Origin of the sequence: Chlorogloeopsis sp. ULAP01 (assembly GCF_030381805.1) — a bacterium.
GTDB lineage: Bacteria > Cyanobacteriota > Cyanobacteriia > Cyanobacteriales > Nostocaceae > Chlorogloeopsis.
Map to the genome: position 1 here is coordinate 239,918 of NZ_JAUDRH010000007.1, position 15,943 is coordinate 255,860.

Here is a 15,943-nt window from a genome sequence, read left to right on the forward strand (position 1 = left end):
TTGTGTTTACTACAAGCAAATGACATTTGCAGCCATTTTTTGAGAAGTAGTATGAGAATGCTAAATTTTTGTATTTCATATCCAAAATTTAGCAACACCCCTGCTAAACCCTATGTTTAAAAAATTTTTATACAGTTTTCCGCTCCTTTTATTAATATGTCCAGCAGTTTCGGCTGCACCTTTGGAGGATGCAGATGTTAACCTGAGCAGCTTGCAGGGACAGGTAACCTCTGTTTCCGAGCTTAGTGATGTCAAACCAACCGATTGGTCATTTCAGGCACTGCAATCGCTTGTCGAACGCTACGGTTGTATTGCGGGTTATCCTAACTCTACCTATCGCGGCAACCGTGCTCTCAGCCGTTATGAGTTTGCGGCTGGTTTAAATGCTTGCCTTAACAGGATCAATGAGTTAATTGCTGCACGTACCAGCGAACTGCTTAATCAAGAAGACTTGGCAGTACTGCAAAGGTTGCAAGAAGAGTTTGCAGCAGAACTGGAAACCTTGCGCGGGCAAGTAGATAGCCTGGAAGCACGCGCATCAACTCTAGAAGCACAACAATTTTCTACTACTACTAAGCTGAACGCTCAAATTATTACTGCGATTAGCGACACCTTTGGTAATGCCGTGGCTGACGATCATGATCGCTCCGCAACCTACTTTGCTAATCGAGGTCGTCTCAACTTAGAGAGTAGCTTCACAGGCAAAGATTTATTGCGAGTCCGTCTAGAATTCGGCAATTTCTTGAATTCCGATGGTAGAAGCCAAATTGCATCGGTAACGGGTACCGGAATGACGCGGCTAAACTTTGACACCAACATTGATAACAACCTCAGTATTCCCCACATCCGTTACTACTTTCCGGTTAGTGATTCCGTTTCCTTTGTCGTCGGCCCCACAGGTATTGGCTACACAGACATTACGGATACCGTAACTCCTGCCACTATTGCTGATGACGGTAACGGCGTTCCCTCACTATTTGGAGAATACAGTCCCCTATTTCGACGAGGCGGTGGCGGTGCAGCCGTTAACTGGAAGCTTGCTGATGAACTAGTTCTCACCCTGGGCTATTTGGTAATTAATCCCAATTTTCCATCTGAAAAAAATGGGTTATTTGATGGTGGCTACAACGCCTTAGCGCACTTGGTGTATTACGGCAAGCAAGGAGCAGTTGGTATCGCCTATTCTCATGGCTATAGCCCTGGTGGCAAAGTCGATCTCACAGGTGGAACGGGTAGCAACTTGTCAATTTCTCCCTTTGGCAACAACATTGCTACTTCTAGCAACATCGTGGGCGCACAAGGATACTATCGTTTCTCTGAAAACTTCCAAATCCACGCCTGGGGTGGATATATCTGGGCAAATGCCGAAAACTCTGGCTTGAGCGATATTTCTAATGGCAGAAATGGAACAGATGCACTGTTTGTAAATAATGGTGACAATGCCAACGCTTGGTATGGAGCGATTGGTATGTCGTTTCCGGATGTGGGAGGTAGAGGCAACCTACCAGGAATTCTCTTTGGTATACCGCCGCGCGTATCCAGTAGTGAGGTGCGTTCAGAAAGAGACAATGCTTACCACATAGAAGCATTTTATCGCTGGCGACTGAATGACAATATTTCCGTGACTCCTGGTTTTTGGGTAATTCTTCACCCAGAAAACGACAGCAGAAACGATCCGCAATATGTAGGCTTGGTTCGCACAACCTTCGATTTCTAAATCCAGAGCGATCGCAAATCCGATCTCAGTTTCCACCCAGCCATTCACGAAAAAAGTTGCTTCCCCACGTCCGGTGCGTCTATTTGCAAGCTAGACGGTCATGTAATAAATCACACAACGAAGACATGACAATTTTTATCCTTTCTGCCTTCTGCCATCTTTTCAACCCAGTCTAACAAACACTCTAGTAACACATACAAACTATGTCTTCCACTACTACTCGTCGTAAAGCCAATACGTATTATGTCATCTTGATAGCTGGTGCTGCTGCTCTCGGCGGCTTTTTGTTCGGTTTTGACACTGCCGTAATCAACGGCGCGGTTGCAGCTCTTTCCAAAGCTTTTAATGCCAGTAGTGTACAGACTGGACTTGCGGTGTCTCTGGCGTTACTAGGATCGGCTGTCGGAGCCTTCTATGCAGGCAAAATTGCCGATCGCTATGGTCGAGTTAAAGCAATGGTGGTAGCTTCGGTATTGTTTACCATTAGTGCCATTGGTTCCGGGATTGCCATTACTATTTGGGATTTTATCTTTTGGCGGATCTTGGGTGGGTTAGGAGTTGGTGCTGCTAGCGTAATTGCCCCAGCTTACATTGCCGAGTGCTCTCCCAGTCATTTGCGAGGCAGGTTAGGTTCTCTCCAGCAACTAGCAATTGTAGTGGGTATTTTCATTGCCCTGCTATCTGACTACTTTATTGCTGTATCAGCAGGTTCAGCTGAGTTGCCATTTTTGTTCGGAATAGCTGCTTGGCGCTGGATGTTTTGGACAGAAATTCCTCCAGCCGTGCTTTACGGGATGGCAGCTTTGACAATTCCTGAATCACCCCGGTACTTGGTTGCCCAAGGACGAGAGCCAGAAGCTGCTAACGTTCTGACCAAGATTCTAGGGGGTAATGTCCTGGCAAAAATCGAAGAAATTCGTCAAACAGTGCTGCGAGAGCGCCAGCCTAAATTTTCCGATCTCTTAAGCAGAAGTGGTAGACTTCTGCCTATTGTTTGGATCGGCATCGGCTTATCTGTATTCCAACAATTTGTTGGTATTAATGTAATCTTCTACTACAGCAGCATTTTGTGGCGCGCAGTCGGATTTTCAGAAAAAAATTCCTTGACGATCACGGTAATTACAGGAGCCGTTAACATTATTACTACGCTGATTGCGATCGCCTTCGTAGATAAATTTGGTCGCAAGCCCTTGCTCATATTAGGGTCAATTGGCATGACTGTAACCTTGGGAACGATGGCTTCTATTTTTGGAACCGCTCAACTAGATGCTGCGGGCAACCCCACTCTCACCACAAGTGCGGGTATTGTAGCTCTCATTGCAGCTAACCTTTATGTGTTTTGCTTCGGTTTTTCCTGGGGGCCAGTGGTTTGGGTACTGTTGGGAGAAATGTTTAATAATAAGATTCGAGCTGCTGCACTTTCACTTGCTGCGGCAATGCAATGGGTTGCGAATTTCATTGTTTCCACTACATTTCCTCCTATATTGCAATATTTCGGGCTAGGTACTGCTTACGGTCTTTATACAACTGCTGCGGCAATCTCAATCTTTTTCGTTTGGTTCTTTATTAGGGAAACCAAAGGAATTGAGTTAGAAAATATGTAATTGACATTGATTTTAGCTGCACAACAACCCTACCTATTTGTCTATACAACTTAAAAATCTAATATAAACACAGAAAAGGTGTTAAATTTAGCGTACCAACATCCCAAATCTGCACAATAACTTTATAGCTAGCTCAACTTCTTCCACAGGCTTGTTAGCAATTTACTGTGGATTCATTTAAATATTTTGTAAATAGTTGCTTGCACCTACCTAATCATGTTAGGAATCGCACAGGGAGAAGTTGTAGCTAAATTAAGAATGAGGGGGTTGGAACGATGAATGCACTCACTTTACAATGGTATGATGCTGGACAAGCCAAAACTCAGAAAATTCACGAACACCAGCCAAGTAAAAATCTTGGTACCATCCGTATAGGTCGCGATCCACTCAGGTGCGATATTGTTTTGAGCAACCCTACCGTTTCAGGTTTGCATATAGAAATCTTTTTCAATTCTCAGCAGCAACGCTTCTTAATTAGAAATTTACGAGAACAAAACCCCCCCTTAATAGATGGACATAAATTGACTCAAGGTGAAATGCCTTTAGGTGAAGGTAGCACAATCTATTTAGGGCAACAACAACTCAAGGTGATCGCTATTTCGATCCCCTCTGCTAGCAGCGTTCCACCGACAATTTTGACGCCACCCCAACCAGTAACGCCAATAGCAAAACCACAACCCCAAGTAAATCCGGGATATCATCTACCCATACCTCCAACACCACCACAAGGAATTTATGGGTTGCAGTGTCCTAAATGCCAGAAAATTTCTTCCTACAATGACTTGTTGTTAGGTTGTCACCACTGTGGTCATTCTTTGCAAGATGCACAAAGCGTTTTAGTTCCACCAACAAATTATTAATTATAAGGTAATAAGTAGAAGGCAGATGGCAGATGGTAGAAGGTAAAAGACTGTTTCCATCTACTGTCCAGAAATTTACATTTTAAATTTAATTATGTTCCCCTACTTATGGAAGAAAATAATTCATCAAAATATAATCACAAAGCTGTTATTGTGGTATTTTTTAAGCATTTTCGTGACTTTTTTCTTTGAGCTTCTTGTCTCTCATTTATGATCTGGATAACAATTTTTATAATTTCAAAAAATTATGAATAGTGGTTCTATAGAAATTCAATTATTTTGGCAAGAACCAGTCACCGGAGAACAACGAGAACCAAGGTTGAGAGCACCAATTGCATTCGGTAGAGAATTTGCCAGAATGCCAGCTGAACATCGGGGGCAACCAGTTACCCGGATGGTGCTCAACCATGACCAAGTTTCCCGTTTTCATGCCTTAATTGAGTGGGAACAAGGTCAATTAGTGGCAAATGATCAAGGTAGTGTTAATGGCATTTACGTGAATGGTCAACGTCAAACACGAGCCATTCTGAATAGTGGGGATCTTTTACAAATAGGCCTTTATGTAATTTCTGTCAACTTTGCAGTTCCTACTACACCCAGCCCACCTCCACAAGCTCCTAGCAGAAATTCTACTATTCAATTCAACCCCAATACCAACCTCCCAGACCCCACCTTACCTCCACAGCAACCTGTGACACCAGTGAGTAGCAATTTCCCGCCTCCGGTGTTTCAACAACAACAAATTTCTGTACAAGCACTTCATGCTACAGGCTTACCAGTAGAGGAAACAGAATATCTCGGAGTTGGGGCTGGATTAGGTAGTTTTGTTTGGATAGATTTACTGAGAATAAGTGGTGTCTCTATTGACAAAATTATCGCATTAGGTATAGATAAAGAGCCATACGCCCGTTATAAGCTTCTATGTCAAAATTCCCAGATTCCTTTACACGAAAGATTACGCTCTAATTCTGACTCTTGTCCTGATAATATTTGGGGCTGGCCTAGTTATGCTTTGCGAGAAGCTTGGCACGACTTTACTAAAGGCAGGCTCAATAATTCTGTGAGGCATCTATGGCAAGTTTTTGCTGAACCTACCTTTATCGAAACTTATACGCCCCGTTCTGGTAATGTATTTGATTCTATAGACCGGGAGGCAAAGCGCATCGGCTGGGATAAAATGTATCGCTTCGGGCGAGTATTGGCTATTCGTAAAACCGATGATGGCAGGTATTGTCTAGCCTATTCACGCGGACGTGGCAATCATGCTTTTTTGGTATGTCGTTATTTACACTTAGCTACTGGTTATCCAGCACTTCAGTTTCTTCCCCATTTGCAAGTTTATCGGGACAAATACGAAGACTTTAAGTCGGTTGTAAATGCCTACGAAGAACACAATCATGTCTACGAGCAATTAGAACGCCAAGGTGGCAGAATTTTGATACAAGGACGGGGAATAGTTGCTTCTCGGATTTTGCAGCGCGTTTATGAGGTACGACAGAAGAATCCCAATATTTCTGTTTTGCACTTAATGCGATCGCCTAAACCCCAAGGCAACAAATACGGCAGTTCTCAACGTTCAGTCAAGCATCACATCGAATTGCAACCATTTAACTGGCCAAAAGCTTGTTGGGGTGGAGAATTGCGAGAAATGCTAGAAAAATCACCTCCAGATGTACGTAAAGAATTAATATCAAATAAAGTCTGGGGAGGAACTACTACCGCCGATCGCCTAGACTGGCAACGCATTACGGAAACTGGAATCGCAGAAGGTTGGTATAAAATTCAATTTGCCGTGGTGACAAGAGTAGAACAGGATGCCAGGCAGCATATCATCACTTACATTCAAGACAAAGACTTTGGCGAAATTCAACTTCCTGCTGTTGACTTTATTATTGATGCCACAGGCTTAGATGCCAAAGTAAAGGAAAGCCCTTTACTAAAGGATTTAGTTGAACATTACAATCTACCACTCAATCCCATGCAGCGTTTAGCAGTTGCAAACGATTTTGAGTTAGTAGAAATGCGGAATGACAAAGCTAAAACGTATGCTGCGGGAACGATTACCTTTGGTGGCCCCTATGCAGCAGTTGATAGCTTTTTGGGCTTGCAATATGCCGCTCTTTGTGCTGTGGATAGTCTTGCTATTGCCCGTGCGCCTAAACTGCATCGCTTAGATCCTGTAAATTCCTTCAGACAGTGGCTAAAGTGGGTATTGAATCAATCTCCTTAAGAGGTGACTATGGATCGGGGATTAGGGACTAGAGGGGGGAGGAAAGATGGGGGAGATAGGGAAAATGGGGAAGAATTTACTCTTATTACTTCCTTACCTTCCTCACCTCCCTCATCTCCTTGTCCCCAAGTCACCTTGTCACCTTGTCCTCTTCTTCCCAATCCCCAGTACCCAGTACCCGATCCCCAATCCCCAATCCCCTATTTCCCCAATATCTGTAGCATGGAGCTGGAAAATATACTTGTTTATGGTGTAGAAATGTATAGAATTTTGTAAATAAATAAAATACTGTTTGTTTAATATGCAGACATTTTCAGTACCTACCTCAATGCAACTGTCTACAAGACCAACCGAAACTCAGCCTTTAAAGATTGTCGCACTGGGGGACAGTTTAATATACGGATTTGGCGATCCGGAAGGGGGCGGCTGGGTGGAGCGACTGCGGCGGCAGTGGATGTCGCCCGATCGCGCCGGTCATGTCCTTTATAATTTGGGTGTCAGGGGCGATCGCGTCCAGCAAGTCGCCCAAAGACTAGAAGTTGAATTTCGCCATCGGGGCGAACTCCGCAATCAAGTTCCCGATTTAATAATTCTCTCAGTCGGTGTGAACGACTCTGCGCGGCTAGGTCGTGAGAATGGACGCAATTACACAGACTTTGCCATTTTTGATGTCGAAATCTCTTCTCTGCTAGAACAAGCACAGCAACTGTGTCCAGTGCTATTTGTAGGTATGGTACCAGTTGACGAAGCAAAAATGCCATTCCTCGATTGCTTCTATTACAATCACGCCGATCAGTTTCGTTACAAAGAAGCGACTCGACTTGCTTGCCAAAAACACGGAATTCCCTATCTCGATATTTTTCAAAAATGGATGGAACGAGGAGAAAATTGGCGGTTAAGGCGTTTGAGTAATGACGGTCTTCACCCGAATACACTAGGCTATCAAGCTTTGTTAGAAGATGTTACCAATTGGGAAGCACTGGAAACTTTTCAACACAAGTCCTATTCCCATTAAGCATCATCTTTTGACTTTTTGTTTTTGACTTGCTCTATGACACCCACATTATTTGGTCGCTGGCAAACTCGATTATTACTGCTTATAACTGTAGGTGTAGTAGTATCCATACCCTTTGCATTAGGTTTAGTTAGTTCCCCTCCTGGCAGTGTTTATTTTTGGATACTCGGCTATGTCGCTATTTTTGGCATAGTCTGGGATGTATGTTATGATCGGTTGCAAAAGAATCGATGGGATAGAGACTGGCCAGCAATTTATCAACTATTAGCTGGGATTTGGGAATTTATATTTGTAGTTTGTGGAGTAGCAATTTTTGGCTTTTTGCCAATTCCTCTTCCCAAAGAAGAACTACCTATTTTCTGGGTAGTGGTGCATTATAGCATTGTGTGGTTAGCGGTTTTTGTTGCTTCGCAAAGTCTAATGCGGATTATATTTCCCAAGTGGCGTTTTCGTGGCGGACAGTGGTTGTAAATAGAAGGTAAAAGGTTGAGAGCATGAGAATTTAATTACCACTAACATTTAAGTGGGACTTCCCATAGCAACTAATAGAAAATGGCAATAAAAATTACATCGCTAATCGCCGATTTCCATACCATTGACTCAAATCATCCTCGATCGCCTCAATCATCGCAATCGCCTCAGCTATTGATTTTGCATCGGTAGTTAAAAGTGCAAACGCTCGCTCAACCCGTTTTTGATAGTCTTGCGGGCAAATAGCAAACCTACCTGCGACAGCCGTCGCCCCCTTTTCATTCAACAGGTAATCTTCATTAAGTGCAAATAGAACCTGATTAATACACGCCACACTACGGAAACAACAACCTGCTGCGTAAACAACATCATTGCGTGCGATCGCCTTTTTTGCAACCAACAGCGAGAAACTTATTTCCCAGGCGAAAGTATCAATAGTTGCCTTTTTCAGCCCAACTGGATAGGGCTTTGTTTTTGTCTTCAAAGCTTCTAAAACTCCATCAGGATCGTAAAGCGCCTGACAAATAGCAATTTCCCCCATATAAATAGAGGACACAAAGCCATGAGGATGTCCTGGTTGATAATCAATAGTAATGCGTCCTATATGGCAATCATCAATAACACGATTGACCTTTGCCAAATCACGATAGAGAAAATCTACACCTACACCTTCTACCTGTAGCCAACCGCCGCCGTTAATCCACTTTCCCCATTCACCAATCGCAGTAATCAAATTTTCCCGATGCTGATCATCAAGCTCACAGGCAAGACGATTGAGAGCAATTAAATCGGGTGGGTTTTCTGGATTGTAATAAATCCCCAAATCCACATCTGACTTGTGAGTGTAGTTGCCCCTTGCCCGTGAACCACCCAGTGCGATCGCTGTAATTCCCTCAATGGAACCCAAACTTGAAACAATATGATTGATGAATTGGGGCAATTCCTGATTCATAGAGCGATTGTGAGATTCTTATCGCTGTCATTCTATATTTTAAAAGCAACGCCACTGAAAGAGATTTGGCGCTCATGAACATATGCTGTGGTCGAGCAATACCTTGATTGTGGCAAGTTTAGAGGATGTTTTAAAAGTTATCTTGTCGGTAACAAAAAGTTTTAGCTCTCCCTAAATCCCCCAAACGGGAACTTTGATTCTGGTTCCCCCTTTTTAAGGGGGTTGGGGGATCAATAAGTGGCAAAACTCACAGTCAACTACTGTTCAACAACCTCTTATAGCACCCAACTCTAGCCAATGTAATTATTTTAAAAAGTAATAAAAATAGTTTGATTTTCATCAACAACATGATTTAATCAGAAATCAAAAAATAAATTAAAAGTTTAATAAAAAGACACAGTTTCTAGTATTTCCTTTAGGTATTATGTCCTTCAAGTAGTAAATATATCTCCATCAAATCAAATTATTGAGGGAGAAGAAAGCGCGATTATACTAGGTAAATCAAATGCAAGGAAGTGTATTAGACAAGCGCTACGAGATTATTCAGCCTTTGGGACGGGGGTTTTTTGGCGCAACTTACCTTGCTAAAGATATCCGAAGAATGGGTCGTCAGTGTGTAGTTAAGCACTTACAACCAGGAAGTAATGACCCATACACACTGCAAGAAGCAAAAAAGCTCTTTGAATCAGAGGCAAGAACTCTAGAAAAATTGGGTCAACACGATCAGATACCCGATCTACTGGATTACTTTCAAGAGAATAACGAATTTTATTTAGTACAGGAATTAGTAGAAGGCTATCCTCTAAATACAGAAATACTGTCTAATCAGAAATTATCAGAAACCGAAGTTACCTTGATTGTTAAGGATGTTCTAGAGGTACTAAGCTATGTACACAAATGCCAGGTGATTCACCGTGACATCAAACCCAATAATTTGATGCGACGGCACAAAGATAGAAAGATAGTTCTAATTGATTTTGGAGCAGTTAAACAAGTTCGGACTCAAGTAGTTAATGCTCAAGGGCAGACAAGCTTCACTCAGGTAATTGGTACTCCTGGTTATATGCCCGATGAACAACTCAGAGGTCAACCACAGTTTAATAGTGATATATACGCCGTAGGAATAACAGCAATTCAAGCATTGACTGGAGTAGCACCAACAGAATTACTCTCAGATCCGCGTACAGGTGAAGTTATTTGGCATGGATTGGTAAAGATAAATCCTGAATTGAGAAAAATTTTAGACAAGATGGTGCGATCGCACTGGATGGATCGCTATCAATCTGTAGATGAAGTACTGCAAGACTTACAAAAATTATCAGCACGGCAAACTACTTTGCCACCTCCGCCTCCACCTCGAAAATTCAAGTTAATAATCGGTAGTGCAATCTTAGTTTTGGGGTTAGGGGGATTAGGAAGTCTTGCATATCTCAACTCTGTTTCCAGCCAAACTGAAAAATTATTCAAGGAAGGTGTAGAAAAGGTTGAAAAACAAGACTGGAAGTCAGCGATCGCTGATTTCGACAAAGTTATTCAAAGTAATCCCAGCAATGGCGAAGCTTATTTATATCGGGGTAATGCTTACTATCAGCTAAAGGAGTCAAAAAAAGCGATTGAGGATTACACCCAAGCACTACGCTATTTAGTTAAAAAAGTTGCTGGTATTGGTGTGCAGTGGCAAATCGATCCACAAAGCAAAGCACTAACTATTCTCAGTGTCCAAGAAAACTCTCCAGCAGCACAGGCAGGAATCAAAGCAGGCGATCAAATTCTGACAATTGATGGCAATTCGACCAAAAATATCACTGTAGAAGAAGCAACTAAGCAAATTCAAAGTGGCAAGAATGGTACTCCAGTAACACTGCGTATTGGACGTGAAGGCGGTGAATTTACGCTCACGTTCAACCGAATCGACATAGTTAATCGCAAGTATGCTGAAGCTTATCACAAACGAGGTCATGCCCACTATCAATTAGGAGATAAACAGGCATCGGTTGAAGATTATACTCAGGCAATTCAAGCTGATTCTAACTTCGATCAAGCTTACTATAGCCGTGGATATGTTCGTTACTATGACTTAAGCGAGAAACAAGCAGCTATAGATGACTATAACCAAGCAATTCGGCTCAATCCAAACTATACTGCTGCCTATATTAATCGAGGTCATGTCCGCTTGGACTTGGGCAACAAACAAGCAGCTATAGATGATTACAATCAAGCAATTAGTATCAATTCTAACTATTCTCTAGCCTATTACAGTCGAGGTAATGTCCGCTTTGACTTGGGCAACAAACAAGCAGCAATTGAAGATTACACACGAGCCATTGAAGCCAATAGTGATTGGGGTACCATTAGTCTCGTTGATGCTTACTTCAAACGTGGTTTTGCTTACCAAGATTTAGGAAATCAACGTACAGCAATTGAAGATTACAATCAAGCAATTCGGCTCAATCCCAAGTATGCCGCAGCCTATAACAATCGAGGTAATGCACGCTCAGAGCTAGGTAATAAACAAGCAGCTCTAGAAGATTACAATGAGGCAATACGTATTAACCCTAACTATTATCTTGCTTATTACAACCGTGGTCTAGTTTATCAAGAAAGAGGAAACAAACAAGCAGCTATAGAAGATTACACGCAGGCAATACGTATTAATCCTAACTATGAATCTGCCTACTACAACAGAGGTTTAGCTCACCAAGACAGTGGAGACAAACAAGCAGCCATAGACGACTATACCAAAGCAATCAGCATTAATCCCAATAAAGCCAATGCCTATTACAACAGGGGTATCGTTCGCTCTCAGTTAGGAGAAAAACAAAGCGCGATCGCAGATTATCAAAAAGCTGCCCAACTGTATCAGGAGCAAGGAAAAACAAAAGATTATCAAAATGCTCTCACACGCATCAGCTTGCTTCAGCGTTAGTTAAGAAGGCAGTCCCGATGAAACAAGTTTCATAAGCCTTGCTTGCATGAAAGTGTTTCTCTCCCCCCAACTTCCTCAACCTCCCCATCTCCCCCTGCTCTTTCAAGTCAGAAGGAAATTAAGACAGGCAGAGAGGGAGCAAGGGGCTAGAAAAAGTTGGTTTAATTAGCCTGCCTCCGGCGTCTATGTTTGTATAGCCGTACCCTTGTAGGGTATCGGAATATTGTAAAAAATCATGAAAAATCAAATCCCAAGGTTGAAATAACGATTATGACTTGTGAAGTCTAAATTTAGCTTTTATTTTTGAGAGTTTAACTTTGTTATCATCATTATTCGCTGTTAATACTGCTTCCGGCACCCCATTACCATTAACTGATCCAGTTTATATTTTTTGTATTTTATTGTTAGCGATCGCCACAGCACCCCTAATCGCCAAACTACTGCGTCTGCCACCTTTAGTTGTACTAATTATATTAGGTGCTATCTTAGGTTCCAATGTTCTAGGAATCTTAGCGCGAGACAGTCAATTAATTCTGTTAGAAAAAATAGGTCTGCTGTATATTATGTTGTTAGCAGGCTTACAAATGGATTTAAGTAAATTTAGACAAGTGGGAGTGCGATCGCTAATTTTTGGGTTACTCACATTTGGTCTACCCTTAACAATAGGCATTGTATCCGGTCATGGGCTGACAACGAGCTTTTTAGGCAGCGCACTTTTAGGAATTCTCTATTCTCCTCATACTTTGGTTTCTTATCCAATCGTGACGGTTTTAGGAATCGTGCAAAAAGAAGCTGTTGCAGTTGCTATTGGCGGCACAATCGTTACATCAATTCTCACCCTCAGTGGTTTATCAATTGTACAAGCGATCGCAGGTGGTAGCGTCGGAATTCTTTTGTGGATTAAGTTACTAATTCTGTTACCGTTACTAGTGCTAATCTGTCTTTGGGGTATACCTAAATTTGGACAGCGTTTTCTTTTCAATCAATCAGTACCATCTCTGAGCAATCAATTTATCTTCATTCTCGGTTGCCTATTTTTAACAGCAAGTGCTGCACTCTTACTAGGTGTTGATTCTATTGTTGGAGCCTTTATAGCTGGATTATCTTTGAATCCTCTGATTAAGAATGAAAAAACTTTAATGGAACGGGTTGAATTTGTCGGTAACAGCCTATTTATTCCTGCATTTTTAATCTCCGTAGGGATTTTATCTAACCCACGAATTTTATTTACTCATCCAGAAAATTTAGGACTTGCCCTGATTGTGGTAACAGGAGCAGTAGGCGGTAAATTTCTCGCAGCTTGGATTGCTGGGCTTTTCTTTCGCTACTCCTTTGCAGAGATAATGACAATCTTAGGCTTAACAATGTCTCGCGCAGCTTTAGTATTGGTAGTAGCTCTGTATGGCAAACAGGTAGGATTGCTAAATGAGGGTTTATTTAATGCCATCATTTTTTATATTTTAATTACCTGTTTGATTGGCCCTTTAGTGACAAATTATTTTGGCAAAAAAGTTGCAGGCAATTAATACTAATTTTAGATTTTGGAGCCACTGCGTTGCGGAGGTTCCCTCCGTTGTAGCAAGTGGCGTGATTTTGGATTAAAAGACTTTCTATACCAATTTGGTATCAGCAGATGAAATATCTTTGTCAGTATAGTTTGCTTAAGTAGGTGGACATAATTAAATGTAAAATGCCACTTGTAGACAGCTTACGAAAACAGTCTTTTACCTATTGCCTTCCGTCTCCTGCTTAACAAGAATTAATATTCTCATCAACTGCGAAAAAAAGCTAAATGAGCTACAACAGTTGACATATTCAAGCGATTTAAAGAATCATCTTAGGAACACCGGATAGTCGCTTGTGAGGAAACTATGCACACAGTTGTTCTCGTTTTGATAGAGGTGCTAATTGTTATTGGGCTGTCTCGGCTAGTAGGATTGGCATTCCGGTGGATTAACCAACCGCTCGTCATTGGTGAAATTGTAGCTGGAATTATGCTTGGCCCTTCTTTTTTTGGCTTAATTGCTCCAGGGCTAGCAGCAACTTTGTTTCCAGCCCAAACAGCCCCCTTCCTGAATGTTTTATCTCAGGTAGGGCTAATCTTTTTTATGTTTTTGATTGGATTGGAACTAAATCCTAAATACATTAGTGGCAATTTAGAAATAGCAATTTTGACTTCCCATGTCAGTATTTTAGTACCGTTTTCCTTAGGAACTCTGCTAGCAGTACTAATTTATCCTTTACTTTCTAATGCTAGTGTGTCGTTTACAGCCTTCGCCCTTTTTTTGGGAGCAGCAATGTCGATTACTGCTTTTCCTGTACTGGCACGAATTATTACCGAGAACAACTTGCAGAGAACGCGATTAGGTACTTTAGCGCTAACTTGTGCTGCTGTGGATGATCTGACTGCTTGGTGCATATTAGCAGTGGCGATCGCTGTAGCACGTACCGGAACTATTGCTAGTGCTTTTCCTACAATTGCAGAGAGTTTGGTATACATAGGCGTAATGGTGACACTAGGACGAATTTTTCTGTCTCGCCTGGCTACCTACTATCGTCGCACCGGACGCCTCAATCATTTTGTTCTCGCCTTAATTTATATTGGCGTAATTGCTTCGGCGCTGATCACCGAACTAATTGGCATTCACCTAATCTTTGGGGCATTTTTACTAGGGGCAATTATGCCTAAGAATGCAGGTTTGGTGAGAGAATTGGCAACAAAAACCGAAGATTTTGTCTTAATATTCCTGCTACCAGTATTTTTTGCTTACAGTGGGTTGCGGACAGAAATTGGCTTGCTCAATCGCCCTGAATTATGGATTTTGTGTGTATTAGTACTTGCAGTGGCGATCGCGGGTAAATATATCGGCACCTATGTAGCAGCCAGAGTTAGTGGCATTGAAAAGCGAGAAGCTTCTGCCCTTGGTTGGCTAATGAATACTCGTGGCTTGACTGAGCTAATAGTCCTTAACATTGGTTTGGAGTTAGGAGTAATTTCGCCCTTGCTCTTCACCATGTTGGTAATTATGGCGTTGGTAACGACATTTATGACATCGCCACTACTAGAGTGGACTTATCCGAAAAAGCTGATCAAATTAGATGTAGTAGAAGCAGAATCTGAAGTAGAGACAGTTGTAGAAACTACTGTTAGTGGAGATAATTTTAGTCGTCCTTACCGAATTTTAGTGCCAATCGCCAATCCTGACACTCAAAAAGGTTTGGTGCAACTAGCAACAGCGATCGCAATTAACAATATACATCCCGCCACTGTTAACCCCCTCAGCTTGATCGAACTAGAGGAAGATTATGCCTTTGAGAGTACCCCCGTTGAAGCAGATAGATTAATTCAACAGCGTCGCCAACATTTAGAAGAGTTGATTCAACGCTTAGAACCACCAACAGTTCGTTCCTATGTGCATCCCATCATTCGCGTGTCTAATAACGTTGCACGGGAAACTGCTCAAATTGCCGCACTTGAACAAGCTGATTTAATTATCGTCGGCTGGCATCGCCCTGCTTTTAGTAACAATCGTTTAGGTGGACGAGTTGGTCAAATTTTAACCAGTGTACCTGTCGATGTTGCGGTGTTTATAGACAGAGGAGAAGAGCGGTTAGAAAGTTTGCTAGTTCCTTATTCTGCCAATATTCACGATGATTTAGCTTTGATACTTGCTCTAAGATTATTAGTAAATCGTGATACTAGTCACTTACAAATTTTACAGGTAGTATCAGAGCATCAAGTCAAAGATGAATTGAGTTATGAGTTTCGTTCTTTAATCGAGCAAATGCCTGGCAGGATTAGCGATCGCATTGACTTTATCACCGTTGCAGCTACAGAGCCAATCCAAGCCGTCGTTGCAGCCTCACAAAACGCCGGTCTCACCATTGCAGGTACAAGTCGTGCTTGGGGTATAGAACGTCAAACGCTAGGAAGATACACAGATGAACTAGCAATTCAGTGCCGCTCTTCCCTGCTCATCACTCGCCGTTATAGCCAAGTTACTTCTCATCTCGCCTCAGTGCTTGCTGAAATAAAGTCGGAAGTTACAAATTAGATAAGGGCTTAGGGGCTAGGGCAATGGGCAATACCCAATTCCCGATTCACGCTTGCCCAAATTAAATACCCAATTCCCAATCCCCGATTCCTGTTCCCCCAAGCCTCTCTACG

At 42.1% G+C, this 15,943-nt stretch carries 11 protein-coding genes; 10 read left to right on the forward strand and 1 reads right to left on the reverse strand.

Annotated features, from left to right (window positions below; all coding sequences use genetic code 11):
- Positions 1-112: 112 nt before the first annotated feature.
- From QUB80_RS15850 to QUB80_RS15880, 7 genes are all read left to right on the forward strand, one after another.
- Positions 113-1,717, forward strand: a complete 1,605-nt coding sequence (locus tag QUB80_RS15850) for an iron uptake porin (protein WP_289790475.1) — start codon at positions 113-115, stop codon at positions 1,715-1,717.
- Positions 1,718-1,920: 203 nt separating this feature from the next.
- Positions 1,921-3,321 (forward strand): sugar porter family MFS transporter, encoded by a 1,401-nt coding sequence (locus tag QUB80_RS15855; protein WP_289790476.1) that lies wholly within the window; start codon positions 1,921-1,923, stop codon positions 3,319-3,321.
- 275 nt (positions 3,322-3,596) lie between these two features.
- Positions 3,597-4,181 carry an FHA domain-containing protein gene (locus QUB80_RS15860; protein ID WP_289790477.1) on the forward strand — a complete coding sequence of 195 codons (585 nt, stop codon included), beginning with the start codon at positions 3,597-3,599 and terminating at the stop codon, positions 4,179-4,181.
- A 247-nt stretch (positions 4,182-4,428) separates the two neighbouring features.
- On the forward strand, positions 4,429-6,411 hold the full coding sequence (locus QUB80_RS15865) for an FHA domain-containing protein (RefSeq protein ID WP_289790478.1): 1,983 nt from the start codon (positions 4,429-4,431) through the stop codon (positions 6,409-6,411).
- Positions 6,412-6,420: 9 nt separating this feature from the next.
- Positions 6,421-6,687, forward strand: coding sequence for a hypothetical protein (locus tag QUB80_RS15870; RefSeq protein WP_502875300.1), 267 nt, complete (start codon positions 6,421-6,423; stop codon positions 6,685-6,687).
- A 52-nt stretch (positions 6,688-6,739) separates the two neighbouring features.
- Positions 6,740-7,426 (forward strand): GDSL-type esterase/lipase family protein, encoded by a 687-nt coding sequence (locus tag QUB80_RS15875; protein ID WP_289790480.1) that lies wholly within the window; start codon positions 6,740-6,742, stop codon positions 7,424-7,426.
- A gap of 36 nt (positions 7,427-7,462) precedes the next feature.
- Positions 7,463-7,897, forward strand: coding sequence for a hypothetical protein (locus QUB80_RS15880; protein WP_289790481.1), 435 nt, complete (start codon positions 7,463-7,465; stop codon positions 7,895-7,897).
- 94 nt (positions 7,898-7,991) lie between these two features.
- Here the strand turns inward: QUB80_RS15880 and QUB80_RS15885 are convergent, their stop codons facing one another.
- Positions 7,992-8,849, reverse strand: a complete 858-nt coding sequence (locus QUB80_RS15885; RefSeq protein ID WP_289790482.1) for a nucleotidyltransferase domain-containing protein — start codon at positions 8,847-8,849, stop codon at positions 7,992-7,994.
- A gap of 505 nt (positions 8,850-9,354) precedes the next feature.
- On the opposite strand from QUB80_RS15885, the gene QUB80_RS15890 reads away from it, so the two are divergent.
- The 3 genes from QUB80_RS15890 to QUB80_RS15900 all read left to right on the forward strand — a co-directional run bounded on the left by QUB80_RS15890 (position 9,355) and on the right by QUB80_RS15900 (position 15,830).
- Positions 9,355-11,775: a tetratricopeptide repeat protein gene (locus QUB80_RS15890; RefSeq protein ID WP_289790483.1), complete on the forward strand. Its 2,421-nt coding sequence runs from the start codon at positions 9,355-9,357 to the stop codon at positions 11,773-11,775.
- 317 nt (positions 11,776-12,092) lie between these two features.
- On the forward strand, positions 12,093-13,301 hold the full coding sequence (locus tag QUB80_RS15895) for a cation:proton antiporter (protein WP_289790484.1): 1,209 nt from the start codon (positions 12,093-12,095) through the stop codon (positions 13,299-13,301).
- Between the two features lie 345 nt (positions 13,302-13,646).
- A complete protein-coding gene (locus QUB80_RS15900; protein ID WP_289790485.1) occupies positions 13,647-15,830 on the forward strand; it encodes a cation:proton antiporter in 2,184 nt (727 codons plus the stop codon).
- The last annotated feature ends 113 nt before the right edge of the window (positions 15,831-15,943 follow it).

Coding starts and splice junctions, on each gene's coding strand:
- QUB80_RS15850 (WP_289790475.1), top strand. CDS start 113: ATGTTTAAAAAATTTTTATACAGTTTTCCGCTCCTTTTATTAATATGT.
- QUB80_RS15855 (WP_289790476.1), top strand. CDS start 1,921: ATGTCTTCCACTACTACTCGTCGTAAAGCCAATACGTATTATGTCATC.
- QUB80_RS15860 (WP_289790477.1), top strand. CDS start 3,597: ATGAATGCACTCACTTTACAATGGTATGATGCTGGACAAGCCAAAACT.
- QUB80_RS15865 (WP_289790478.1), top strand. CDS start 4,429: ATGAATAGTGGTTCTATAGAAATTCAATTATTTTGGCAAGAACCAGTC.
- QUB80_RS15870 (WP_502875300.1), top strand. CDS start 6,421: ATGGATCGGGGATTAGGGACTAGAGGGGGGAGGAAAGATGGGGGAGAT.
- QUB80_RS15875 (WP_289790480.1), top strand. CDS start 6,740: ATGCAACTGTCTACAAGACCAACCGAAACTCAGCCTTTAAAGATTGTC.
- QUB80_RS15880 (WP_289790481.1), top strand. CDS start 7,463: ATGACACCCACATTATTTGGTCGCTGGCAAACTCGATTATTACTGCTT.
- QUB80_RS15885 (WP_289790482.1), bottom strand. CDS start 8,849: ATGAATCAGGAATTGCCCCAATTCATCAATCATATTGTTTCAAGTTTG.
- QUB80_RS15890 (WP_289790483.1), top strand. CDS start 9,355: ATGCAAGGAAGTGTATTAGACAAGCGCTACGAGATTATTCAGCCTTTG.
- QUB80_RS15900 (WP_289790485.1), top strand. CDS start 13,647: ATGCACACAGTTGTTCTCGTTTTGATAGAGGTGCTAATTGTTATTGGG.